Genomic DNA, 24,812 nt, shown 5'->3' on the forward strand with positions numbered 1-24,812 from the left:
TCATGCGCAACACGACGGCGTCGGCCTCCTTCCTCGTCCTGACCCTGCTGGTCACCGGTTGCGGTGCCGAGGTCGGGTCCGCCGCACGAACCTCCGGCGAGGTCGTGGTGAAGCGGTGCGGGGAGCCCGTCGGCTACACGGTTCCCGAGCGTGCCGTCGCCTACGAGGGCGGAAGCGCCGACAAACTGTTCAGTCTGGGCCTGACGGACCGTGTGCACGGGTACGTGATGCCTCCCGCCAACCCGCCGGTGAGCGAGTCCCCATGGGCCTCGGAGTACGCCGAGGTGAAGATGCTCGGCGACGACCTCCTCAACAAGGAGATCGTCGTGGAGGCCGAGGCCGACCTCGTGGTCGCCGGCTGGAACTCGGGCTTCAAGGACGAGCGGGGCATCACCCCCGAGATACTCGACGAACTCGGCGTCCAGAGCTTCATGCACACGGAGAGCTGTTACAACTACCCGGGCTTCCCGGAGAAGGTCACCCCGTTCGAGGCCCTCTACACCGATCTCGACCGGCTCGGCCGGATCTTCCGGGTGCCCGAGAAGGCGGGCGAGGTCGTGGACGGGCTCAGGAAGCGGGTCGCGGCCGTCGAGGCGGCGGCGCCGGAGGGCGATCCGCTGCCGGTCTTCCTCTACGACTCCGGCACCGACCAGCCCTTCACAGCGGGCAACCAGGTCCCGCCCAACGACATCATCAGGAGCGCCGGCGCCCGCAACATCTTCGACGATCTCGACCAGCGGTGGACCCAGGTCGGCTGGGAGGCCGTGGCCGAGGGCCGGCCCGAGGTCGTGATCATCCTCGACTACGGCGACCGGCCCGCAGAGGAGAAGATCGACTTCCTGAGGAAGTCGGCCCGCACCAGGGACCTTCCGGCGGTCAGGGCGAACAACTTCTTCGTCCTCGACTACAACGAAGGGATCAGCGGGCCGCGCAACATCGACGGTCTGGAGAAGTTCGCGGCCTACCTGCGAGGGCTCGAGGACTGAGCGGCCGGCCCGGTCAGAGGTCGCGGCGGCCGGTGCCGGTGATGCGGGTGATGGCCTCCAGCGTGAGGGCGCGGCCGTGGGGATCGGTGGCCAGGGCGCGGTGGAGCGTCAGGCCCTCGATCAGGGCGTCGAGCTGGCGGGCGGTCTCCGGGTCGAAGTGCTTCTCGAGGTGGACGCGGCTGCGGGCCATCCACGCCTGGGTGAGTTCCCGGTAGGCGGGCCGGCGGGCGGCGAGGGTGTACAGCTCCTGGGTGAGGACGAGGTCCCGCCGGCTTCCCTCGGACAGGGTGTGGATGAGGTCGGCCACGGCCTCCCGGGCCTGGACGGGGTCGGCCGGGGTGCTGAGGTGGGCGTCGAAGACCGCGGCGATGTGGTGCGTGAACCGGCTGAACGCCTCGCGCAGCAGCTCGTCCATCCCGTCGAAGTGGTAGGTCATCGAGCCCAGCGGGACGCCCGCGCGGGCGGCGATCCGCCGGTGGGAGACCCGCGCGATGCCCTCGTCCGCGATGAGGTCGAGGGCCGCGTCGAGGATGCGCGTGCGGCGTCGCGGGTCGGCGTGTCCGGTGGCCATGGCGGAGGACCTACAGGCTCCGCACCACGCGGGCGGGGTTGCCGACGGCGACGACACCGGCGGGGACGTCCTTGGTGACGACCGAGCCGGCACCGATGACGGAGTCGTCGCCGATGCTCACGCCCGGGCAGACGATCACTCCGCCGCCGAGCCAGACGTTGTCGCCGATGGTGATCGGCTTCGCGGCCTCCAGCTTGTCGCGGCGGGGCTGCGGCTCCACCGGGTGGGTGGGGGTGAGGAGCTGGACGTTCGGGCCGATCTGGCAGTCCTCGCCGATGGTGATGGCGGCGACGTCCAGGGCGGTGAGGTTGTAGTTGACGAAGGTCCGGGCGCCGATGGCGATGTTGGAGCCGTAGTCGACGTACAGCGGCGGGCGGACGTGCGCCTCCTCGCCGAGCGCGCCCAGCAGCTCGGCCAGGACCGGCTGGGCCGCGGCGGCGTCCTCGGCGTAGGCGGCCTGGTAGCGGGCGGCCAGGCCGACGGCCCGCTGCTGCCGGCGGCCGATCTCGGGGTCGTCGGCGATGTAGAGGTCGCCCGCCTCCATGCGTTCGAGGTTGGTGCGCGGGTCGTCCGCGAAGTAGTCCGTGGGCATGTGTACGAGCGTACCTTGCGGAGTGTACGAACGTACATGCCGTGCCGGAGAGAGGCGGTGCGTGTGCGTGCGGCCGTGAGGGCCGGTGGGCCGAGGGATGGTGGGCAAACCCTTGAGGGGTGTGGGAGAACAGCACGAGACGCGAGCCCGGAGGACCTGACCCGGCAGGCGCCCCGCCGGCGCCCGCCCGGCGCCGGCGCGGGGCAAGCCGCTGGTGAGCGCGCCGGTCCGCCGGAAGAGGCAGACCGCGTACGCCGAAGGGCAAGGCGGTATGGCCGTTACGGGAGAGGGACGCCGGTGGGCCGTGCTGGCTACGATCGGTCGCCATCGTGACACTGGGTGCTCGGTCGACCGGCGGGGGGCGTGGTGAGAGGTGTGAACCGCCGCTTCCGGGCGGTCGCGGCCGCGTACGCGGCGTCCGCCTACGGCAACTATCTGAACCTGATCGCGCTGAGCCTCTTCTCCTACGAGGTCACCGGCACGGCGTTCGGGGTCGGCGCCGTCGCGGCGTTACGGCTGGCGTCCGGATTCGCGGCGGGGCTGCTCGCCGGGGCGCTCTCCACGCGCGCCACTCGCCGGACGGTGATGATCGGTGCCGACGCCGCCCAGGGCCTCGTCATGGGCGTGATGGCCCTGTGGGCCGAGGACACGCCGCTGTGGCTGCTCGCGGGGGCGGTCGTGGTGCTGGGGGCGGGGAACACGTTCTTCACCGTCTCCCTGCGCAGTGCGATTCCGGTCATGGTCGGCGAGGAGAACCGCGCCCGGGCCAACGGGGTGCTGGTGACGGGACGGTCCCTGGGCACCGTCCTCGGATTCGCCTCCGCGGCCCCCGTGATCGGGTACGGCGGTTACGCGCTCGCGTTCGCGCTCAACGGCCTCAGCTTCCTGGTGTCCGCCGCGGCGCTGCTGGTGCTGCGACCGTCCACCGACGTCGAGAAGCAGCCGTCCGCCGACTCCGAGAAGCAGCCGTCCACCGGCCCCGAGCAGGTTTCCGCCGACCCCGACCAGCCGTCCGCGGGGCCCGGCGCCGGACGGAAGGCCGTGTCCCCGCCCGGCGGGGCGGACGGCGGGCGGCTGAAGGGCGTGGTGGCGGGTGTGCCGCTCCTGCTGCTAGGGATGGTCCTGCTGCGAGGGATCGACGCCCTGGCGTCCTCCTCCCACAACGTCGCGCTCCCCGTGGTGGCGCACGCCACGCGTCCGGCCGAACCCGCGGTGGTCATGGCCCAGTTCTGGACGGCGTGGGCGGTGGGAACAGTCCTCGCCCACCTGGTGCTCAGGCGCCGGCAGGGCGAAGGGGCGTGGGGGGAACGGTCGTTCGCCCTCGGTACCTGTGCGATGTCGCTCTCGTTCGTGGCGGCCTTCCTCGGGCTGCCCGCGATCGCGCTGGTGGCGGCGGCCGCGTCGGCCGGGTTCGCGGACGGCTGGACCGAGATCGTCTACACCTCGCGGCTGCAGGCGGTGCCCGACCGGGAGCGGGGGCGGCTGTTCGGCATGTCCGCGGTGGCGGAGCAGTCGGGGTTCGCGCTGGGCATGGTGGCCGCCGCGGCGGCTCTGGAGACCCTGCCCGCCCTGGCCGTCGTGGCCGTCTTCCACGGCGTGGCGGTGTGCGGGGCGCTGGTGCTGCTGGGCGCCGCCGTCAGAAGGCATGGTGCGACCGGTTCGCGGCCGACCGCGGCCGGAGGAGACGCAGAGGAAGAGGACTCGCATGGAACGCGTACCGGGGCAAGCGGTCTGCCGGGGTCCCGAGCCGGCCCGCACCGAGAGTGATCCACGGGACGCGGTGCAGGCACTGCTGCGGGCCGCGCGGTCCGGTTCGGGCGGGGCCGTCCGGACCGTCGCCGCGGACGGCACGACGACCTCCCGGTCGTACCCCGAACTGCTGGACGCGGCACGCCGGTCACTCACCGGGCTGCGCGAGCGGGGGGTCCGCCCGGGTGACGCGGTGGTCCTGTGCGGACTGCCGTCGGCGGAGTTCTTCCCCGCGTTCTGGGCCTGCGTGCTGGGCGGCGCCCGGCCGGTGGCCGTCGCCGAGCCCCCGCTGCCCGGATCTCCGGCCCTCGAACGCCTGCTGCACGTCGACCGGTTGCTGGACCGCCCGCTGGTACTGAGCGACGCCGTCGGCGGCGCGGCGCTGGCCCAGGCCGCCCCCGCCCTGCGCGTGGGTCTCGTGCACGACCACCTGGACGCGCCGCCCGCGGACGGCTTCGTCGACCCCGACCCCTCGGACACCGCCCTGCTGATGCTCTCCTCCGGCAGCACCGGCGTGCCCAAGGCGGCACGGCTGACCCACGCGGGCCTGGCGGACTTCGCGGCGAGCACCCGGCGGATCCTTGACGTGCGTCCGGACGACACCACGGTGAACTGGCTGCCGCTCGACCACAGCGGGGCCTTCCTGCTCCACCACGTGCTCCCCGTCTTCACCGGCTGCACGAACGTCCACGCACCGACCGACCTGGTCCTGGGCGACCCCCTGCGCTGGCTCGACCTCCTCGACCGGCACCGGGCGCGGCACGGCTGGGCGCCGACCTTCGCCTACCAGCTCGTCGCGGACGCGCTCGCCGAGCGGCGGGAGGAAGGGCGGTGGGACCTGAGCGGCCTCAGGACCCTGCTCTGCGGGGGCGAGCGGATCGCGCTGCCGGTGCTGCGCCGCTTCCTCGACGCGACGGCCCGGTACGGGGTCCGGGAGGAGCACATCGTCCCCGCGTGGGGCATGGCCGAGACGGTCACGGCGGTCACCTACGGCCGGCTCGACCGGCCCGGCACCGTGCACCGCCTGCTCAAGAGCAGTCTCGGCGGCGAGCTGACGCGGGCCGACGAGCGGACCCCCGAGGAGGACTGCGTCACCTTCGTGGCCTCCGGTTCCCCCGCCCACGGTGTGACCCTGCGGATCGTCGACGACGGCGGCGGCCTGATGCCGCCCGGACGGATCGGCCGGCTCCAGGTCCACTCGCCCGCACGCCTGACCCCCGGTTACGTGGAGGACCCGCAGGCCGACGCGGCGGCCTTCCCCGCCGGTCCGGACTGGCTGGACACCGGCGATCTGGCGTTCCTCGACGGTGAGCAGGTCGTCATCACCGGCCGGCGGAAGGACCTGATCATCCTCAACGGCCACAACGTCTACTGCCACGAGGTCGAGGAGGCGGCCACCGCCGTCGCGGGCGTCCGGCAGGGCGAGGTGGCCGCCTGCGGCATCCCCCGCACGGACCGGGGCACCGAGGAGCTGGCCCTGTTCTTCGTCAGCCGCGGCCCCGCGGAGGACGCGCGCATCGCACGGGAGGTGAGGGCCGCGCTCTTCACGCGGCTCAGGCTCACCGCCGCCCACGTCGTGCCCGTGCAGGTGGAGGAGTTCCCGAGGACGCCGGCGGGGAAGGTGCGCCGCGCGGAACTCCGCGACCGCTTCACGAGCGGCGGCTCCGGCACACCGGCCGTGCCCTCCGCGCCGGAGCCGGCCGCGCGGGCGTACCCGGAGGCGGTGACGGCTGCGGAGGCGGCGACGGCCACGGAGGGGGCCGCGGAGACGGTGACGGAGGCGGTGCGGGAGGAACTCGCCGCCGTGCTGGGCCACGCGGTGGACGTCGACGCGCCGTTCTACGAGACCGGTCTGACCTCCGTGCTCCTGGTCCGCCTGCGGGCCCGGCTGGAGGAACGGCTCGGGACACCGATCGCCCACACCGCGTTCTTCGAGCACCCCACCGCCCGCTCCCTCGCCACGCACCTGTCCGGTGCCCGCCCCGGCACGCGTGGGCAGCCGGCGCCCGCCCACGCCGCGGTGGAGGGCGGGGCGTCCGCGGAGGCGCCGGGTGCCGCCGCCCCGGGTGCCGGCGCGCCGGAAACCGCCGCACCGGTGGGCGAGGACCGGCGGGTCGCCGTCGTCGGGCTGGCGCTCCGTCTGCCCGGCGCGGACACCCCGGAGCGGTTCTGGGCCAACCTGAGCGACGGGGTGGACAGCGTCCGGGTGTTCGGTGAGGAGGAACTCGCGGCGGCGGGCCTCACTCCGGAGGAGCGCGGCGCCCCCGACCGGGTGCCCGTCGCCGGGATCCTCGACGGGGTCGAGGAGTTCGACGCGGACTTCTTCGGGATGAGCCCCAAGGAGGCCGGACTCACCCACCCGGCGCACCGCCTGTTCCTGGAGGTCTGCCACGAGGCGCTGGAGCAGGGCGGCTACGCGGCAGCCGAACCGGACACGCACATCGGCGTGTTCGCGGGCTCCGGCATGAACCTCTACGACCACCAGCAGCCGCCCGCGAGCGGTGCCGCGCACGGGTCGAGCGACGGGACGGACCCCGCCGTCGGCATGCAGGCGTCCATCGGGCGGCAGCCCGACTTCCTCGCCACGCGCGTCGCCTACCGTCTCGGGCTCACCGGACCGGCCATCGGCGTGCAGACCGCCTGTTCCACGTCGCTGGTCGCCGTGCACCTCGCGGTGCAGGCCCTGCTCGGCGGCGAGGCGGACCTGGCGCTCGCGGGCGCCGCCGCCGTGCACCTGCCGCAGGAGACCGGCTACCGCAGCCACCCCGGCTCGATCCTGTCGCCCACCGGCCGCTGCCGCGCCTTCGACGCCGACGCCGACGGCACCGTGGGCGGCAACGGTGTGGCCGCGGTGCTGCTCAAGCGGCTCGACCGCGCGCTGGCCGACGGCGACACCGTCCACGCGGTGATCCTCGGTTCCGCGGTCAACAACGACGGGGCGGGAAAGGTCGGCTTCACCGCTCCGGGAGTCGCGGGGCAGGCGGGAGTGGTGCGCCAGGCCCTGCGCCGGGCGGGTGTGCCGGCGGAGACGATCTCGTACGTGGAGGCGCACGGCACCGGCACCCGGCTCGGTGATCCGGTGGAACTCGCGGCGCTGGGCAGGGTGTTCGGGGAGGCGACCCGACGTCCCGGCTTCTGCGCGGTCGGCTCGGTGAAGCCGAACATCGGGCACACCGACTCCTGCGCGGGAATGGCCGGCCTCATCAAGACGGTGCTCATGCTGCGTCACCGCACCCTGGTGCCGACGCCGCACCTGACCCGGCCCAATCCGGAACTGCGGCTGGAGGGGGGCCCGTTGCGGCTGGCGACCGAGCTGCGGCCGTGGTCGGTGCCGGACGGTGCGCCGCGCCGCGCCGGGGTCTGCGCGCTCGGCGTCGGCGGCACCAACGCCCACGTCGTGCTGGAGGAGGCCCCGCCGCGCGCGGAGGACACGGCGTCCCCTTCCGGCCCCGGCACCGAACTGCCCGTGCTCGTACCGCTGTCGGCCCGCGACGCCTCGGCCCTGGACGAACTCACCGGCCGGCTCCGGGACAGGCTTCGGGAGCGGCCGGACCTCCCGGCCCGCGACGTGGCCGCCACCCTGTCCCTCGGCAGGCCCCACCTCCCCGCCCGGACCGCGGTCGTCGGCCGCACGGCCGGGGAACTGGCCCACGCCCTGGAGGCACGGCGGTCGCAGGAGACGCCGCGGTCCGGGCCTCGGGTCGGGCCGGTGGCCTTCGCCTTCTCCGGGCAGGGCAGCGCCCGCCGCGGCATGGCGGGCGGGCTGTACGCCGCGTTCCCGGTCGCCCGGCGGACGCTCCGGACGTGTGCGCGGACGTACGCCCAGGAGTTCGGCGGCGACCTGCTGCCGCTCCTGCTGGAGCAGCCGTCCACGGAGGGCGGGATCTGGCCCACCGAGACCGCCCAGGCGGCCCTGTTCGCCCACCAGGCGGCCCTCGCCGACGTGTGGCGCGCCGTCGGTGTCCGCCCCGCCCTGGTGCTGGGCCACAGCGTCGGCGAGTACGCGGCGCTGTACGCGGCCGGCGCGCTCACGCTGGAGGACGGGCTGCGGCTCACCGCGTGGCGCGGGCACCTGATGCACACGGCGTGTCCCCCCGGCGGCATGCTCGCGGTCGGCGCCGACGCCCGGACCGCGCGTCGTCTCGCCCTGGCCACCGGCACCACGGTGGCCGTGGTCAACGGCCCCCACGCCCATGTCCTCTCGGGCCCGCCCCGGGCCGTGGACGAGGCGGCGCGGCTGTGCGGCCAGGAAGGGCTGCGATCGCGCAGACTCTCCGTCGGCCTCGCGTTCCACACGGCCGCGGTCGAACCGGCGCTCGACGAGTTCCGGCGGCACGCGGAGAAGGTCGCGTACCGGAGGCTGGACACCGCGCTGGTGACCACGGCCGACGGCGCGTTCCGTCCCGCGGGAGGGAGCGTCGACGCGGACCACCTCTGCCGTCACGCGCGGGAGCCGGTCCGCTTCGACCTGGCCATGGCCACGGCGGCGGAACAGGGGTGCGGGGACTTCGTGGAGATCGGCGCCGGGGCCACCCTCACCGGCCTGGGCCGGCACTGCGTACCCGGCAGCCGTTGGCTGCGCGGGCAGGGGGAGGACGGCGGCGCGACGGGCCAGGTGGAGGGGCTGCTCACCGCGCTCGGCTCGCTGTACGGCCGAGGGGCCGACCTCGACTGGCGCGCGCTCACGCCCGGCGGCGGCCGGGTGCCGCTGCCGGGGCACCCGCTCCGGCGACGCCGGGTGGCGTTCGCGGAGACGGGCGCGCCCCACGTGCCCCACGTGCCCCACGCGGTCCGGGCGCCGGAGCCCTCCGCCGACCGCACCGACGTTTCCCAGGAGGCTGCCGTGACCGGCGAACTGCTCACCGCGGTACAGCGGTTGACGGCCGAGAAGCTTGGCAGGCGGGAGGCCGAGGTCACGCCCGACAGCTCGTTCTTCGAGCTGGGCGCGGACTCGCTCGCGCTGATGGGCATGACGGCGGAACTGGAACAGCGGTACGGCGTGCGGGTCCCGGTGCGGGAGCTGTTCGACTCCGCGGACACCCCGCGGAGGCTCGCGGTACGCCTGGCGGGGCTGCGGGCGGAACCGGCGGCGACCGCCGCGGGGGTGGACGCCCGGTCCGCGGACGCCGCGGAGGTGGATGCCGGGTCGGCCGACGCCGGGGAGGTGGACGTGCGGGCGGCCGATGCCGGGCCGACGGGTGCGGGAGGGGAGGCGCCGCGGGAGGCGGTCGGCCCCGTGGCGCTTAGGGCGCCCGAGGCCACCCCTGAGCTGCACGCCCTGCTGGGGCAGCAGCTGGAGGTCGCCGGGCAGCTCGTCGAGCGGGTGGGGGGTCTGCTCACACGGCAGCTCGACCTGCTGACGTCCGCCCCCGCACCGGCCCTGGCCCCGCACCGGAACGTGGACGCGCCGACGGCGCCGACCGCACGCTTCGAGCCCGCCGCGACGGCCCCCACGACGACCCCGGCCCCGACTGGTGCCCAAGCCCCGGCCCCGGGCGGCCCAGCGCCCGCCTCGGTTCCGGCGCCCGCCTCGGTTCCGGCTCGGGCCTCGGCCCCGATCCATGCCCAGGCCCTGGCTCCGGGCGGCCCGGTGCCCGCCGTCATCCCAGCGCCCGCCTCGGTTGCGGCTCTCGGCTCGGGCTCGGCCCAGGGCTCGGCCCAGGGCTCGGCCCAAGCCTGGGCTCCGGGCCAAGCCTCGGCCCAAGCCCAAGCCTCGGCCCCGGCTCCGGCCTCGGCCCTGGGCCAAGCTTCGGCTCCGGGCCAGGATTCGGCCGCAGCCCTGGCCTTGGCCCCAGGCCGGGCACCGGCCTCGGCTCTCGGCTCGGGCTCGGCCCAGGGCTCGGCCCAAGCCTGGGCTCCGGGCCGAGCCTCGGCCCAAGCCCAAGCCCAAGCCTCGGCCCCGGCTCCCGCCTCGGCCCAAGCGCCGGCTCCGGCCCCGGCTCCCGCCTCGGCCCAAGCGCAAGCTTCGGCTCCGGGACTGGCCCCGGCTCCGGGCCAAGGCTCGGCCTCGGGGCAGGGCCAGGCTTCGGGTCCCGTGGGCGCCACGCGGCACGGCGCGTGCGCGGTGCCGGCTCCGGGGCCCGCGTCCGTCCCGGCGCCCCCCGCCGGCTGCGACTTCAGCCTCTACTTCTTCGGCGACTACCCCGACGACGCCGCCCACGACAAGTACGCGCTGATCATGGAGGCGGCGGAGTTCGCCGACCGGCAGGGCTTCCACGCCCTGTGGTTCCCCGAGCGCCACTTCAACTCCTTCGGCGCGCTCTTCCCCAACCCCTCCGTGCTCGCCGCCGCGCTGGCGGCCCGCACCCGCCGGATCCGGCTGCACGCGGGCTCCGTCGTGCTGCCGCTGCACCACCCGGTCCGGGTCGCCGAGGAGTGGTCGGTCGTCGACAACATCTCCCACGGCCGGGCCGGTCTGTGTCTCGCCAGCGGTTGGCACGCCACCGACTTCGCCCTCGCCCCGCAGAACTTCGGCAGGCACCGCGAAGCGATGTACGAGCAGCTCGCCACCGTCCGGGAGCTCTGGTCCGGGCGGCCGGTGACGATGACGGCCGGCGACGGCAAGCCCGTCGACATACGGCTGCACCCGAGCCCGGTGCAGCGTGAACTGCCCCTGTACGTCGCGGTGGTGGGCAACCCGGACAGCTACCGGCGGGCAGCCGCCGAGGGCTTGGGGGTGGTCACCAACCTGATGGCGCAGACCGTCGAGCAGCTCGCCGAGAACATCGCGCTGTACCGGCGCACCCGTGCCGAGCACGGACTCGACCCGGCGGCGGGACGCGTCGTGGTGCTGGTGCACACCTACCTCGAGGAGGACGCGGAGCGTGCGCGGGCCGAGGCGTACCGCCCCTTCGTCTCCTACCTGCGCTCCTCGCTCTCCCTCTTCGACCAGGTGACCAACAGCCTCGGCTTCGCGGTGGACCTGGAGAACACCCCCGAGAGCGACGTGGAGTTCCTGCTCGGACGCGCCTACGAGCGCTACTGCGCCTCGCGCGCCCTGATCGGGGACGTGCACACGGTCGCCGGGACGGTGCGCGCGCTCGTGGAGGCCGGGGCGGACGAGATCGCCTGCTTCGTGGACTTCGGCGTGCCGAAGGAGAAGGTCCTGGCCTCCCTGCCGGTGCTCGACCGCCTCCGGGCCGGGGCGAGCGGCGGAACCGGCGGAACCGGCGGAACCGGCGGAAGCGGCGGGAGCGGCGGTGGAGGGCAGGCGGGGGAGCGGGCGGCGCCCGAAGCACCGACGCGGATGCCGCTCACGCCCGCGCAGCGCCGCATCTGGTTCCTGGAACAGCTGCACCCCGGCACCGCCATGTACCACGAGCCCAAGGCCGTCCGCCTCGACGGGCCGCTCGACGTGGCCGCGCTGCGGTGGGCGCTGGACCGCGTCGCCGAACGGCACCCGGCGCTGCGCACGGTGTTCGGAGACCGGGACGGAGTGCCGTACCAGGAGGTGCGTGACGACGCCGGGCTCGACTGCCCGGTCGAGGACCACGGCGGGGCGACGGAGGAGGAGGCCCTGCGCGCGGCCCTGAAGAACGCGGGCGGCCACGGCCACGGCCTCGACCTGACCGCCGGGCCCCTGCTCACGGCACGGCTGCTGCGCCTGTCGGAGGAACGGCACCTGCTGTTCCTGCTCGCGCACCACATCGTCTTCGACTCCTCCTCCACCGCCGTACTCGTCCGCGACCTGGCCGCCTTCTACCGGGCGCGCACCCGGGCGCAGGACGGGCCCGGGCCGGCGCCCCTGCCGGAACCGTGTCCGGCGGAGCGGCCCGGCGCCGCCGAACTCGCCGCGTCACTCGACTTCTGGCGGCGTACGCTCCGGGACGCCCCGGACCTCTCGCTGCCCACCGACCGGCCCCGCCCGCCGGTCAGGTCCGGCGTGGGCGCGAGCCTCACCCACGCCCTGGAGGCCGGCCTCGTCGACCGGCTGCGCGCGTACGCCGCCGGGCACCGCGCGACCCTCTTCATGGCCCTGACCGGCGCCGTCGCGGCGGTGCTCGGCCGGATGGCGGGACAGCGCGACCTGGTGGTCGGCACCGCGGTGGCCGCCCGTCCGGCCGGAGCCGAGGACCACGTCGGGGTCTTCCTCGACACCGTGCCGCTGCGTCTGGACCTCACCGGCGACCCCGACTTCCCGACCCTCCTGGGCCGCGTCCGGGAGAGCAGCACGGCGGCCTACGACCACCGCGGCGTCCCCTTCGACGAACTCGTCGGCGCGCTGAACCCGCCGCGCGACGCGGGCCGCAACCCGCTGTTCCAGGTGATGGTCGAGTACGAGAACGAGGGCCGGGCCGACTTCGACCCGCCCCGGCTGACGGCCACCCTGCTCGACGTGCCCAGCGCCCGGGCCCCGTTCGACCTGAGCGTCTACCTCACCCGTCACACGGACGGCGTCCGGTTCATGGTCGAGTACGACACCGCCCTCTTCGACGAGGCGACCGTGCGCCGCTTCGTGGAGTACGTCGAGCAGGTGCTGCGCCGCGCCCTCGACGACCCCGGCGCCCCCCTCACCGACCTGACCGCCGTCACCGGCTCCGACCGCGCCACCCTCGCCCGGCTGGGCCGCCTCGACGAGCCGGCGCCGACCGCCGAGGACACCCTGCACGGCCTGTTCGAGGAACAGGCACGGCGGACGCCCGACGCCGTCGCCCTGGTCGGCGGCCCGCGGCAGGTGTCCTACGCAGAGCTGGACGCACGGGCGAACCGGCTGGCCCGGCGGCTGCGCGCCCGGGGAGCGACGCGCGGCCGGCGCGTCGCGGTGCTGCTGTCCCGGGGCCCCGGACTGATCACCGCGCTGCTGGCCGTGCTCAAGACCGGCGCCGCGTACCTGCCCCTCGACCCGTCGCTGCCCACGGCGCGGCTGTCCGCGCTCCTCGACGACGGGGCCCCGGTCCTGCTGCTGACCTCCGACGCGGTCCTCGCCCCGCACCCGGGGCTGGCGGACCTGCTGCCCGTCCACCTGGCCGACGAGACCGCCGGGGCCGACGAGCCCGGCGGGACGGAAGGCACCGACAGGACGGGAGGGACCGACAGGACGGAAGGGGCCGCCGCGCCCTACGGGGCCGATGCCGCGGGCCGGGGCGGGCCCCCGGCGGACGGCGCCGGGCCCGACGACCCGGCCTACTGCATCTACACCTCGGGCTCGACCGGCCGCCCGAAGGGCGTCGTCGTGCCCCACCGCGGCCCGGCGAACCTCGTCCGGGGACACCTCCGGCGGCATCCCGCGCTGCGCACCCTCCAGTGGACGTCGCCCGCGTTCGACGTCAGCGTGCAGGAGATCTTCACCACCCTGGCGTCGGGCGCCGCGCTCGTCCTCATCGACGACGCCGTGCGCCACGACCCCGCGGCCGTGGCCGAGGCGGTGCGGCGTCACGAGGTGCAGCGGATGTTCATGCCCTGCACCCCGCTCACGTACCTGATGGGGACCGACCCCCGGCTCCCGTCCCTGCGCGAGCTGTTCTCGGCGGGTGAGCCGCTGCGGCTGACCGGCTCCTTCCGCCGCTTCCTCGCCGCGCACCCGGACTGCGCGCTGTACAACCAGTACGGGCCCACCGAGACCTCGGTCGTCGTCACCTCGCACCCCGTGGAGCCGGACGGGGAGGAGTGGCCGCCCATCGGCACGCCGCTCCCGGGGACGCGCATCCGGCTGCTGGACGGCGCGGGGCGCCGGACGCCCGTCGGCGCCGTCGGCGAGATCCACGTCGGAGGCGTCCAGGTGGCGCACGGCTACCACGCGCGACCGGACGAGACCGCGGCCGCGTTCCTCGCGGACGGCACGGACGGCGCGGGCGGGACGCTGTACCGCACGGGTGACCTCGGACGCTGGCGGGCGGACGGCACCCTCCAGTACCGCGGCCGGACCGACGACCAGGTCAAGATCCGGGGCCACCGGGTCGACCCCGGCGAGGTGCGGGCCGCGCTCACCATGCTGCCCGGTGTGCGCGACGCGGCCGTCATCGCCCACCGGGACCGGCACGGCGACATGGAACTCACCGCCTACGTGGTACCCGGGCCGGACGGCGTCCGCGGGCCGCGCGCGGCACTGGCCCGGGTGCTCCCGGACCACCTGGTCCCCCGCCGCTGGGCGGTGCTGGACAGGCTGCCGGTGAACGCCTCCGGGAAACTGGACCGCGCCGCGCTGCCGGACCCCGCGTCCGGCGACGAGGCGGCCACGGAGGCCGCCACGGACCCGGACTCCGCGCCGGCCACCCCGCTGGAGAAGACGCTGCACGAGGTGTGGTGCGACGAGCTCGGCGTCCCGCGGATACCGGTGACCGCCTCCTTCTTCCACCTCGGCGGCCACTCCCTGAGCGCCATCCGCCTGCTGAACCGGATGGCGGAGCAGGCGGACGTCGAGCTGACCATGGCCGACTTCTTCCGCGACCCCACCATCCGCGGCGTCGCGGCCCGCGGCGAACGGCCGGCGTCCACGGACCGGGTCGTGGACACCGTCCCCCTGCCCGCCACCCTGCGCCGGCTGTGGCGGCGCCACCACGAGCGGGACGACCCGAGCGTCTACAACATCGCCCATCGCATCGACCTGCGCGGCGACCTCGACCCCGGGGTCCTGGAGAGGGCCCTGGAGGACCTGGTGGACCGTCACCAGGCGCTGCGCAGCCGGGCCGTGCGGCGGGACGACGGCGGACACCACGTCGAGGTGCTGGCCGAGGTGCCCGTCGAGCTGACGGTCGCCGACCTGCGCGCACCGGCCGCCGACGGTGACAAGGCCGTCGGTGACAAGGGCGTCGGTGACGGGGCCGCCCACGGTGACGAGGCCGACGGTGACGATGCCGTCGAGCGGTGGTGCCGGGAACAGGCGTCGGTGCCGTTCGCGATGGACCGCGCGCCGCTGTTCCGCTTCCGCCTGGCACGCCTCGGCACGGAGCACTGGGTGCTGGTCACCGTCTTCCACCACGCGGTCTGCGACGGCTGGTCCCTGGGGATCATCCGGCGTGACCTGGAGGAGCTGTACAACGCGCGGCGGGCCGGCGCCCCGGCACGACTGCCCGCACCGGCGGCCCGGTTCACGGACTTCGCGCGGTCGGAGCACGAGCCGGACGGCCGGCGCAGGGCGAAGGCCGAACGGTTCTGGCGCGCCGAACTGGAGGGGGTGGCCCTGCGCCCCGCCCTGCCCCGCGACCTGCCCCGCCCCGCGGCGCTGTCCGGCCGGGGGGCGACGCACACCTGGGTGGTCGCGGGTGACACGCCCCGCGCCGTCGCGGACACCGCGGCCCGCCTCGGCACCACCCCCTACTCCGTCCTGGCCGCCGCGTTCGCGGCCTGGCTGGCCGACCTGTGCGGCGAGCGGGGCGACGTGGTGGTGGCCGCGTCGAGCGCGAACCGCACGCGGCGCGAACGGGCGGAGATCGTCGGGCTGCTGGGCGACGCGGTGCCGCTGCGCGCCCGGACCGGCGAGGCGCGCACCTTCGCCGACCTGGCGCGGCAGCTGGGCACGGCGCTGTTCTCGGCGCTGGACCACCAGGACCTGCCGCTGACGGAGATCGTGGAGCTGGCCGCTCCGGGGACCGGGGAGGAGCTGTACCCCACGGTGCTCTTCACCGTGGTGACCACACCGCCGCCCGCCCTCGGCCTGACGTCGGTGTCCGCCTCGGTACGCGACCTGCCCACGGAGGCGGTGGCGCGCAACGAGCTCTACGTCGTCCTGGTCCCGGCCGACGACGGCATCACGGTGACGTTCGAGTACTCCACGGACCTGTTCACCCGCACCACGATCGAGCGGTGGGCGCGGACCTTCACCGAGTTCCTGCACATCGCGGCCCGGACGCCCGAGCGCCCGCTGGACACCGTCGGAGGAGCCCGGAACGAAGCCTGAACCCGGCCGGAAGGCCCGATCACGGGGCGGGGACGGTCACCACCGGGCAGTGGGCCCGGTGCAGCAGCCCGCGCACCACGGAGCCCACGCGCATGCCGGTGTAGCCGCCGCGTCCCCGCCGCCCGACGACCACGGCGAGGGCGTGCTCGGCGGCCTCGGCCAGTACCTCGACCGGTGAGCCCTCGGTGACCTCGTGGGTCACGGGCACGTCCGGGTACAGCTCCGCGAACACGAGGGTGGCCTCGGTGAGCCGCTGACGCGCGGCCTGGAACAGCGACGTGTGGTCGGGGCGCCTGGTGAAGACCGGCGGCTGCCAGACGGCCACGGTCCGCAGTCCGCAGCCGCGGACGTGCGCCTCCTCGAAGGCGAAGGCCAGCGCGGCCTGCGAGGCCTCGCTCCCGTCCACCCCGACGACCAGCTGGGGCGAGGCCTGCGTGGTGTGCTCCGTGTCGCCCACCACGGCGACCGGGCACCGCGCCTGCGCGGTGACGGGGACGACGAGCGAACCCGCGCTCAGGAACTCCTCGGTCCGGCTCAGGTGGCGGGAGCCGAGCACGACCATCTCCGCCTCCGCCGACAGCTGGGCCATCACCTGCGCCGGGTTCCCCTCCAGGAGCGCGCTGGTGACCGGGACGCCGGGAGCACGGTCGTGGGCCCGGAGCGCCGCGGCCTCCAGGGCGTTCCTGCCCGCGACCGCCCGCGCCTGGAAACGGGGGGTGTCGTCGACGTGCTGGGTGTCCCGTGGCGGGGGCACGGCGACCGCCAGACGCAGGGCCGACCCGCGCCGTTCGGCCGCGTCGGCGGCCCACGACACGGCGAGGCCCCAGTTCCTGGCCGGGTCGACCCCGACGACGATCTCCGGACGTTCCGTCGTGTCGGTCATGATCCTCTCCCGATCGGGTGCCCGGGCGCTTCTCCGGGGCACCGGGCCCGGGCCGGCCACGGGCACGACAGGCGGCGTACCGGCGCCGTCGGCCACGACCCCTCAAGGGTTTCACGAACGGGCGCCGCCGCAACCGGGCCTCCGCCTCCGGTGAGGCACTCGCGCGGAAGGGGGAACCCGGGAGGCCGACGGCGTTCTCGGGGAGCGGGGCGCGCCGGTGGGCTCCGGAGTGCCGCGCCGCCGTCCGACGCCGGAGCCCAAGGAGACCACCATGCCGATGCCGCACATCTCCCCGCCGACGGTCCGCGGCCTCGTCCGCGACGCCGCCACCGCCCCCTCCATGCACAACGCCCAGCCCTGGCGCTTCGTCTACCACCGCAACGCCGGCGTACTGGACCTCAGGTCCGACGCCGCGCGCGACATGACGTACGCCGACCCGGACAACCGGGCCCAGTACCTCGGCTGCGGAGCCGCCCTGCTCAACCTCCGGGTCGCGGCCGCCCACAACGGCCTGGTCATGCACACCTCCCTGCTGCCCGACGCGGACGACCCCCGGCTGGTCGCCCGCATACGCCCGGGCACGGCCGGGACCGCCGCGGCCACCGGAGCCCTGGCGAGCCTGTACCCGGCCCTGTCCCGCCGCCACACCAGCCGGCTGCCCTTCGAGGACCACCCCCTGCCCGACGAACTGAAGCAGCTCCTGGCCCGCGAGGCCGAGGCGGAGGGGGCGCGCCTGCTGTTCCCCGGCGGCTGGCACGTCCGCTTCCTGCTCGACCTCATCGCCGAGGCCGAGACCTACGCCGAGCACGCCGGCGACCCCGACGAGGCCCGCTGGCTGCGCGGCGCGACGGCGCCGGAGGCGGCCGACGACGGCGTGCCCTGGTCCGCCGTCGGCCCGGCGAGCGAGGACACCGCCTGGCACACCCGCGACTTCGGGCGCGGCGCCGGCCGGGACAGGTCCGCCGCCAGGTTCGAACGCCGGCCCCAGCTGGCCGTCCTCTCCACGGCCGACGACGACCCGCCGCGGTGGGTCGTCGCGGGCCAGGCACTGGAGCGCGTCCTGCTGGCGGCCACCACGGTCCATGTGGCGACGGGCCTGACGACCCAGCCGCTGGAGCGCCAGTCCCTGCGCTGGCTGCTGCGGGACCCCGTCCGCGGCGGCGGAGCCGTGCAGATGCTGCTGCGCCTGGGCTACGGCCAGGGCTCCACCGGGGCCGTGACGCGGCGCCGCCCGGTCGACGACATCCTCGACCTCGAACCGTGAGGGGCGCCGTCGGCCGGTGCCCGCGTCCGGCCGCGGGCACCGGCCGCACCCCGGACTGATAGCCTCACCGGGCCAGTCGAGCCACACCCGAGGCCAGGGAATCCGGTGCGAATCCGGAACTGACGCGCAGCGGTGAGGGGGACGGGCGGGGCACGACGCCACTGGGAGACCGGGAAGGCGCCCCGGCCGGACGAACCCGAGTCCGAAGACCTGCTGGCACCTCCGTGCCCCGGCACGGAGGACGTCCACAGGCCAGGCTCCGCGTACGAGCCCCGACTCCCGAGGCATACCCATGCTGCGTACCCATGCCCTGTTCCGTGCTCCGGCCTCCCTCCGTCGCCCGGCGCTCCTCCTCACGTCGGCGCTGGTGCTCGCCGCCTGCGGCCCCTCCGGCGGCGACGGCGCGCGGCCGGCGAGCGGCGCCTCCGCCGGCTACCCGGTGACCATCGACAACTGCGGCCACCGGGTCACGCTGACCTCCGCCCCGCGGCGGGCGGTCTCCCTCAACCAGGGCACCACCGAGATCCTGCTCGCCCTCGGCCTCGCCGACCGCATGGCCGGCACGGCCACCTGGACCGACCCGGTGATGAAGGGACTGGAGGAGGCCGAGGCGGGAGTGGAGCGGCTCGCGGACGACCGTCCCTCCTTCGAGAAGGTCCTGGACGCCGAACCCGACTTCGTCACCGCCTCGTTCGTCTCCACGCTCGGCCAGGGCGGCGTCGCCACCCGCGAGCAGTTCGAGCGACTGGGCGTCCCCGCGTACGTCTCGCCGTCCGACTGCTCCGCGGGCAAGGACAACGACAGCGGGGGAGACGGATCGAGGAGCGAGCCGCTCACCCTGGACACGGTGTACGGCGAAGTGCGCGACCTGGCCCGGGTGTTCGGCGTCGAGGAGCGCGGCGAGAAACTCGTCGCGGAGATGAAGGAGCGGGTGCGCGGGGCGACCGACGGGCTGAACGCCTCCGACGTCTCCCTGATGTACTGGTTCGCCGACTCCCGGTCCCCCTACCTGGCCGGCTGCTGCGGCGCCCCGGGCGCCATCACCCGCGCCGTCGGCGCGCGGAACGCCTTCGACGACACCCACGACGAGTGGCCGCAGATCAACTGGGAGACCGTCGCCGACCGCGACCCGGACGTCATCGTCCTCGGGGACCTGACCCGCCGGTCCCAGACCGCCGAGTCCGCCGAGGCGAAGATCCGCTTCCTGGAGACGAACCCCGCCACGCGCAACCTGGCCGCCGTGCGGGACCGGCGGTACATCCTGGTGAGCGGGCAGGCGATGAACCCCTCCCTGCGCACCGTCGAGGGGATCGAACAGGTCGCCGCCGGCCTGCGCGCCTTCGGACTCGCCGAATGAGGCTCCGCGCGCCGTTGTCGGCCGGCGCCGGACTGGCCGCGTTGCTCGCCTCGGTCGCCGTGGCCGTGACGTTCGGGCCCGCCGACATCTCCACGGGGGACGTGTGGGGCTCCGTCGCCGCCCATCTCGGCCTCGGCGGGGACGGGGCCACCGTGACGCCGCTGCGGGACGGCATCGTCTGGAACCTGCGGATGCCGCGCACCCTGCTCGCCGCCGTCTGCGGGGCCGGGCTCGCGGTGTGCGGGACGGTGATGCAGTCGCTGCTGCGCAACCCGCTGGCCGATCCCTTCGTGCTCGGTGTGTCCTCCGGCGCGTCCACCGGAGCGGTCGCCGTGGTCGTGCTGGGGGCGGGCGGGGGAGTGGTGTCCCTGTCGGCGGGCGCGTTCCTCGGGGCGCTGCTCTCCTTCGCCCTGGTGCTGCTGATCGGCCACACCTCCGGCGGCGGCACCGACCGGGTGGTGCTGTCCGGGGTGGCGGCCATGCAACTCTTCTCCGCACTGACCTCGTTCATCGTGATGACCTCCGCGGACGCCGAGACCACCCGGGGCGTGCTGTTCTGGCTGCTGGGTTCCCTGACGGGCGCCGACTGGGGGCAACTGCTGTTCTGCGCGGCCGTGCTCGCCGTCGTCCTGGCCGTCTGCCTCGGACACGCCCGCACGCTGGACGCCTTCGCCTTCGGGGACGAGGCCGCCGCCGGCCTCGGGATCCGGGTCGCCCGCACCCGCCTGATCCTGCTCTCCGCGACGGCGCTGCTCACCGCCGCCCTGGTCAGCTGCGTCGGCGCGATCGGCTTCGTCGGCCTGGTCCTCCCGCACGCCACCCGCCTCCTCACCGGCTCCGGCCACGCCCGCCTGCTGCCGGCGGTGGCGCTGACCGGGGCCGTTTTCCTGGTGTGGGTGGACACCGCGGCCCGCACGCTCCTCGACCCACGGGAGGTCCCGGTGGGCGTGGTGACGTCCCTGATCGGCGTGCCGGCCTTCGTGGCCGTGCTCCACCGCGGACGGAGGAGGACATGACCGGCCTGCGCGCGGACCGCGTGGTGCGGCGCGCCGGCGACAAGGTCCTCGTGGACGGCGTCACGCTCACCCTGCGCCCCGGCGAGACGGTCGGTCTGCTCGGCCCGAACGGCTCGGGGAAGTCGACCCTGCTGCGGATGCTGGCCGGGGTGCTCGCCCCCACGTCCGGAGTCGTCACGCTGGACGGCCGCCCGCTCACCGCGGTGGGCCGCCGGGTCACCGCCCGCCGCGTGGCCACCGTCGAGCAGCACGCGCACACGCAGACCGAACTGACCGTCCGGGAGGTCGTCGCCCTCGGCCGCGTGCCGCACCGCGGCGCCTGGACGCCGGCCACGGCGGCCGACGCGCACGCCGTCGCCCGGGCGCTGGAACGCGTCGGACTGACCGGCCGGGCCGGCCAGTCCTGGCACACCCTCTCCGGCGGCGAGCGCCAACGCGCCCAGATCGCCCGCGCGCTCGCCCAGGAACCCCGTGAGCTCCTCCTCGACGAACCCACCAACCACCTGGACATCCAGCACCAGCTCGACCTGCTCGACCTCGTCGCGAGCCTGCCGGTCACCACCGTGATCGCCCTGCACGACCTGAACCTCGCCGCGATGTACTGCGACCGCCTGCTCGTCCTCTGCGAGGGGCGCGCGGTCACCGAGGGCACCCCCGCCGAGGTCCTGACCCCCGCCCTCATCGAGCGGGTCCACGGCGTCCGCGCCGAGGTCACCCACGGCCCCGGCCATCCGGTGATCCGCTTCCTGCGCCCGGCGGACCGGGACGGCCGTCCCGCGGGGGAGGGATGACGGACGCCGCCGCCGGGCCGTGGACCGGCCCTTCAGGTCCCGGGCGCCAGGTCGTCGAGCTCCCTGCGCACCTGCCCGGTGTCCAGCCGCAGTCCCCACGCGTTGCGGCGGCGCACGGCCGCCAGCTCCGACTCCAGCGGGGACGGCGGCACCGCGAGGACGGGGCAGGCGGCCCGGGCGAGGCAGTGGCGGCTCACCGAGGGCCACAGCGCGCGGCGCAGCCGGCCGCGTCGTCCGGCGCCGACCACCAGGAGGTCGGCCTCCCGGCACGCGATCCGCAGCAGCGTCCGCCCGGGGGAGCCGCGGGCGATCAGGGCCTGGCCGGGCAGCGCGAGGCCGGCGCCGCCGAACACGTCGCGCAGGGCCCGGACCAGTCTCTCCCGCGCCAGCAGTTCCCACTCGTCGGTCAGCGTGAGCGTCGCGGCCGGCGACCGGAGCGCGGCGGCCTCCGCACCGGGCGGCTCCCAGGCCAGCACCGGCCACAGCTCGGCCCCACGGCGCCCCGCCTCCTCGGCGGCCCGGCGCAACGCGGTGAGACTGCCCGGCGAGCCGCTCACCCCCACGACGACACGAGCGGCCACGGGCACACCGGTCCGGGACATCTCTCCTCCTCCCCACACCGGCGGTGACGTTCCACCGGCACGTCCTGTCGAAGACCCTGCCGCGGCGGTTCTGCCGCGGGTTCCCATCCCACTCCGGAGAACCGTGTGCGGAAAAGGCCGGGCCGCCGGTCTTGGCGCACCTCTGACGGCGCCCGGCGGCGCCGCCCACCAGGCGCGTCAGCAACCCGTCAACGCCGGGCCGGTTCGCGTCAGCATCCCGTCAGGAGCCCGCCGTACCGGGTGGCGACGGGCATAGCGTCCATGACGAGCCCCGGTCCGCCTCCCCGCGACCGGGGCGCCCAGCTCCCCTCCCGGAGGTGTCCCATGGACGAACAGTTGCACGACGAAGACCCCGAGCCCTCCGAACGGTTCCCGGCCGGGCCCCTGTACGTCCCGGTCCGGCCGGGCCCCTCCGGATGTGCGGCCCGCCTGTTCCGCACCCCCCTCGGCGCCCGCACGGCCGTCGGCTTCAGCTCCGGAAGCAGGCTCGCGGCGACGCTCGGACACGACCACGCGTGGATCCGCCTCGCCGAGCCGGCGCTGCGCGCGCTGACCGCACCGCTCGGGTTCACCACCGTCACGGTCGATCCGCTGTTCACGGCCCCGGCCCCGGCGCCGGCCGGGCGGGCGGTCCCCGACACCATCCCCGACACGGTCCCGGGCGCGGTTCCGGGCGCGGTTGCGGACAAGGTCCCCGGCGTGGTCCGCAGCGCGCTCCCGGGCGTCCCCGCCCAGCGCCTCGGCCGAAAGGGGACCGGACGATGACCGTCGTGCACGGACCCGCCGTCCCCGCGGCCGGTGCCGACCTGTCGGTGTGGCCCGCCTCGGCCACCGAGTCGCGCCCCGGCGACCTGGCGGTGGGCGGCGTACCGCTCACGGAGGTGGCCGACCGCTACGGCACCCCCGTCTACGTCCTCGACGAGGCGGAGGTGCGCGAGCGCTGCCGCACCTACCGTGCGACGTTCCCGGACGCCGAGGTCCTCTACGCGGCGAAGGCGTTCCTGTGCCGGGCCATGGTCCGCTGGGCGGACGAGGAAGGCCTCGGGATGGACGTCTGCTCGGCCGGCGAGCTGGAGTTCGCGGTGGCCGCCGGCTTCCCGCCGGAGCGGATGGTGCTGCACGGCAACGCCAAGTCCCCGCGGGACCTGGAGACGGCCCTGCGCCTGGGGGTCGGCCGCGTCGTCATCGACAGCCCTTCGGAGATCGCCAGGCTGGCCGCCGCCGTGGGGCCCGGCCGCCGCCAGAAGGTCATGGTGCGCGTGGTGCCCGGGATCAGCGCGGGGGGCCACGAGAAGGTGCGCACCGGCACGGACGACCAGAAGTTCGGGCTCTCCATCGCCGACGGCCACGCCCAGCACGCCGTCACCCGCGTCCTCGGCCAGCCGCGGCTCGAGCTCACCGGCCTGCACTGCCACCTGGGCTCCCAGATCACGAGCGTCAGACCGTACGTCGCGGCGGTCCGCCGCGTCGTCGGCCTGATGGCCCGGCTGCGCGAGCAGCACGGCCTGGTCCTGTCCGAACTCGACCTCGGCGGCGGCCACGGCATCGCCTACCGCCCGGGCGAGGACGCCCTGGACCTGACGGCACTGTCCCGCGCGGTGCGCGCCGAACTCGCCGACGCCTGCGCCTCGGCCGGGCTCCCCGTCCCCCGGCTGGCCGTCGAGCCGGGGCGGGCGGTCGTGGGCCCCGCCGGCGTGGCCCTGTACCGCGTGCTGGCCGTGAAGCGCTCGGGCGGGACGGTGTTCGTGGCGGTGGACGGAGGGATGAGCGACAACCCCCGCCCGGCCCTGTACGGCGTCCGCTACGCACCCCGCCTGATCGGCCGGCGCGGCGCCGCGGACCCGGTGCGGGTCACCGTGGTGGGCCGGCACTGCGAGGCGGGCGACGTCCTGGCCGCCGACGCCGAACTGCCCGCCGACGTCCGCCCCGGCGACCTGCTCGCCGTCCCGGTGGCGGGCGCCTACCACCTCTCCATGTCCTCCGGCTACAACCTGGTCGGCCGGCCCCCGGTGGCCGCCGTACGGGACGGGCGCGCCCGCCTGCTGGTCCGCCGTGAGTCCATGGAGGACCTCCGCGCCCGGGACGTGGGCCTGTAGCGGGCCCGGAGGACGCCCGCCCCGGACGCCGGACGCCCGCCCCCGACGCCCGGGGCGGGCGTCCGGCATGCCCTTCGGCGGGTGCCGCTTTCGGCGGCCCGGCAACGGGAACCCGGCCGGTGACGGACCGGCCCACGGCCGGTCACCGGCCGTCCCGGCCGCGGCCCCTCCGACGTGCCGCCCCGGTGCGGCGCCAACAACGCGTAAAGATCACCACCGAGGTCGTATGGGATGTGTCAAGAGGAGTCGAATCGGGGTGGTTACAGGCGTTTGCTGTTCGTCGTCCGGTTCGGTACCCGCCCGCCCTCGGGAGCCGTCCGGCCACGCCGAACGACAGGGGAGGCTCCCACACATGACCCGCGTACTGGTGGTCGAGGACGACCCGCAGCTCGTACGGGCCCTGGTGCTCAATCTGCAGGCCCGCCAGTACCGGGTGGACGCGGCGGCGGACGGGGCCAGCGGCATCCGGCTGGCCGTCGCACGGTGGCCGGACGTGGTCGTCTTGGACCTCGGTCTGCCCGACATGGACGGCGTGGAGGTCATCGAGGCGCTGCGCGGCTGGACCCGGGTGCCGATCCTCGTCCTGTCGGCGCGCGACGCGTCGGGCGAGAAGGTCGCCGCCCTGGACGCCGGGGCGGACGACTACATCACCAAGCCCTTCAGCATGGACGAGCTCCTGGCCCGGCTGCGCGCCGCCGTCCGCCGCAAGGAGGCCGCGCCCCTGGCGTCGGAGACGGCGGTCGTGGAGACCGACGCCTTCACCGTCGACCTGCTGGCCAAGAAGGCCACCCGGGGCGGCCAGGACATCCGGCTCACCCCCACCGAGTGGCACCTGCTGGAGATCCTGGTCACCAACCCGGGCCGGCTCGTCACCCAGAAGCAGCTGCTCCACGAGGTGTGGGGCGCCTACCACGGCAGCCGGACCAACTACCTGAGGGTCTACATGGCCCAGCTGCGCCGCAAGCTGGAGGCGGACCCCTCCCGGCCCCGGCACCTGATCACCGAGCCCGGCATGGGTTACCGCTTCGAACCGTGAACACCAGCACCCCGGGAACCCCCGTGGACGACG

14 protein-coding genes and 1 riboswitch are annotated in these 24,812 nt (G+C 75.4%); of the genes, 10 read left to right on the plus strand and 4 right to left on the minus strand.

Going from position 1 to position 24,812, the window contains the following annotated elements:
- The first annotated feature begins 2 nt into the window (after positions 1 to 2).
- Positions 3 to 986 carry an ABC transporter substrate-binding protein gene (locus GBN72_RS31350; RefSeq protein ID WP_151775353.1) on the plus strand — a complete coding sequence of 328 codons (984 nt, stop codon included), beginning with the start codon at positions 3 to 5 and terminating at the stop codon, positions 984 to 986.
- Positions 987 to 999: 13 nt separating this feature from the next.
- Here GBN72_RS31350 and GBN72_RS31355 read toward each other — a convergent pair whose 3' ends face one another.
- Together GBN72_RS31355 and GBN72_RS31360 are read right to left on the minus strand one after the other, a co-directional pair.
- The gene (locus GBN72_RS31355; protein WP_151775354.1) at positions 1,000 to 1,557 is read right to left on the minus strand and encodes a TetR/AcrR family transcriptional regulator; all 558 of its coding nucleotides are present in this window, start codon (positions 1,555 to 1,557) and stop codon (positions 1,000 to 1,002) included.
- Positions 1,558 to 1,567: 10 nt separating this feature from the next.
- Positions 1,568 to 2,149 (minus strand): sugar O-acetyltransferase, encoded by a 582-nt coding sequence (locus tag GBN72_RS31360; protein WP_151775355.1) that lies wholly within the window; start codon positions 2,147 to 2,149, stop codon positions 1,568 to 1,570.
- A gap of 375 nt (positions 2,150 to 2,524) precedes the next feature.
- Between GBN72_RS31360 and GBN72_RS31365 the strand changes: the two genes are divergently transcribed.
- Positions 2,525 to 3,916, plus strand: a complete 1,392-nt coding sequence (locus tag GBN72_RS31365; protein ID WP_151775356.1) for an MFS transporter — start codon at positions 2,525 to 2,527, stop codon at positions 3,914 to 3,916.
- A complete protein-coding gene (locus tag GBN72_RS35695) occupies positions 3,855 to 15,734 on the plus strand; it encodes a non-ribosomal peptide synthetase/type I polyketide synthase (RefSeq protein WP_246213025.1) in 11,880 nt (3,959 codons plus the stop codon). The genes GBN72_RS31365 and GBN72_RS35695 overlap by 62 nt, the downstream gene beginning before the upstream one ends.
- A gap of 19 nt (positions 15,735 to 15,753) precedes the next feature.
- Here GBN72_RS35695 and GBN72_RS31380 read toward each other — a convergent pair whose 3' ends face one another.
- A complete protein-coding gene (locus GBN72_RS31380; RefSeq protein ID WP_151775357.1) occupies positions 15,754 to 16,617 on the minus strand; it encodes a universal stress protein in 864 nt (287 codons plus the stop codon).
- Positions 16,618 to 16,888: 271 nt separating this feature from the next.
- On the opposite strand from GBN72_RS31380, the gene GBN72_RS31385 reads away from it, so the two are divergent.
- The 4 genes from GBN72_RS31385 to GBN72_RS31400 all read left to right on the plus strand — a co-directional run bounded on the left by GBN72_RS31385 (position 16,889) and on the right by GBN72_RS31400 (position 21,045).
- Positions 16,889 to 17,881 (plus strand): Acg family FMN-binding oxidoreductase, encoded by a 993-nt coding sequence (locus GBN72_RS31385; RefSeq protein ID WP_151775358.1) that lies wholly within the window; start codon positions 16,889 to 16,891, stop codon positions 17,879 to 17,881.
- 56 nt (positions 17,882 to 17,937) lie between these two features.
- A riboswitch (cobalamin riboswitch) is annotated at positions 17,938 to 18,113 on the plus strand.
- A gap of 60 nt (positions 18,114 to 18,173) precedes the next feature.
- Positions 18,174 to 19,238, plus strand: a complete 1,065-nt coding sequence (locus GBN72_RS31390; RefSeq protein WP_151775359.1) for an ABC transporter substrate-binding protein — start codon at positions 18,174 to 18,176, stop codon at positions 19,236 to 19,238.
- The gene (locus GBN72_RS31395; RefSeq protein ID WP_151775360.1) at positions 19,235 to 20,254 is read left to right on the plus strand and encodes a FecCD family ABC transporter permease; all 1,020 of its coding nucleotides are present in this window, start codon (positions 19,235 to 19,237) and stop codon (positions 20,252 to 20,254) included. The genes GBN72_RS31390 and GBN72_RS31395 overlap by 4 nt, the downstream gene beginning before the upstream one ends.
- Positions 20,251 to 21,045: an ABC transporter ATP-binding protein gene (locus GBN72_RS31400; RefSeq protein WP_151775361.1), complete on the plus strand. Its 795-nt coding sequence runs from the start codon at positions 20,251 to 20,253 to the stop codon at positions 21,043 to 21,045. The genes GBN72_RS31395 and GBN72_RS31400 overlap by 4 nt, the downstream gene beginning before the upstream one ends.
- 32 nt (positions 21,046 to 21,077) lie before the next feature.
- On the opposite strand, the gene GBN72_RS31405 is transcribed toward GBN72_RS31400, so the two are convergent.
- The gene (locus tag GBN72_RS31405) at positions 21,078 to 21,647 is read right to left on the minus strand and encodes a universal stress protein (RefSeq protein WP_151775362.1); all 570 of its coding nucleotides are present in this window, start codon (positions 21,645 to 21,647) and stop codon (positions 21,078 to 21,080) included.
- 324 nt (positions 21,648 to 21,971) lie between these two features.
- On the opposite strand from GBN72_RS31405, the gene GBN72_RS31410 reads away from it, so the two are divergent.
- From GBN72_RS31410 to GBN72_RS31420, 3 genes are all read left to right on the plus strand, one after another.
- Positions 21,972 to 22,412, plus strand: coding sequence for an SAV_915 family protein (locus GBN72_RS31410; RefSeq protein ID WP_246213026.1), 441 nt, complete (start codon positions 21,972 to 21,974; stop codon positions 22,410 to 22,412).
- Entirely contained in the window at positions 22,409 to 23,743 is a 1,335-nt protein-coding gene (gene lysA, locus GBN72_RS31415; RefSeq protein ID WP_151775363.1) for a diaminopimelate decarboxylase, read from the plus strand. The genes GBN72_RS31410 and lysA overlap by 4 nt, the downstream gene beginning before the upstream one ends.
- A gap of 352 nt (positions 23,744 to 24,095) precedes the next feature.
- Positions 24,096 to 24,779 carry a response regulator gene (locus GBN72_RS31420; RefSeq protein ID WP_151775364.1) on the plus strand — a complete coding sequence of 228 codons (684 nt, stop codon included), beginning with the start codon at positions 24,096 to 24,098 and terminating at the stop codon, positions 24,777 to 24,779.
- Positions 24,780 to 24,812: the final 33 nt, after the last annotated feature.

Origin of the sequence: Streptomyces abyssomicinicus, from assembly GCF_008974245.1 — a bacterium.
Lineage (GTDB): Bacteria > Actinomycetota > Actinomycetes > Streptomycetales > Streptomycetaceae > Streptomyces > Streptomyces abyssomicinicus.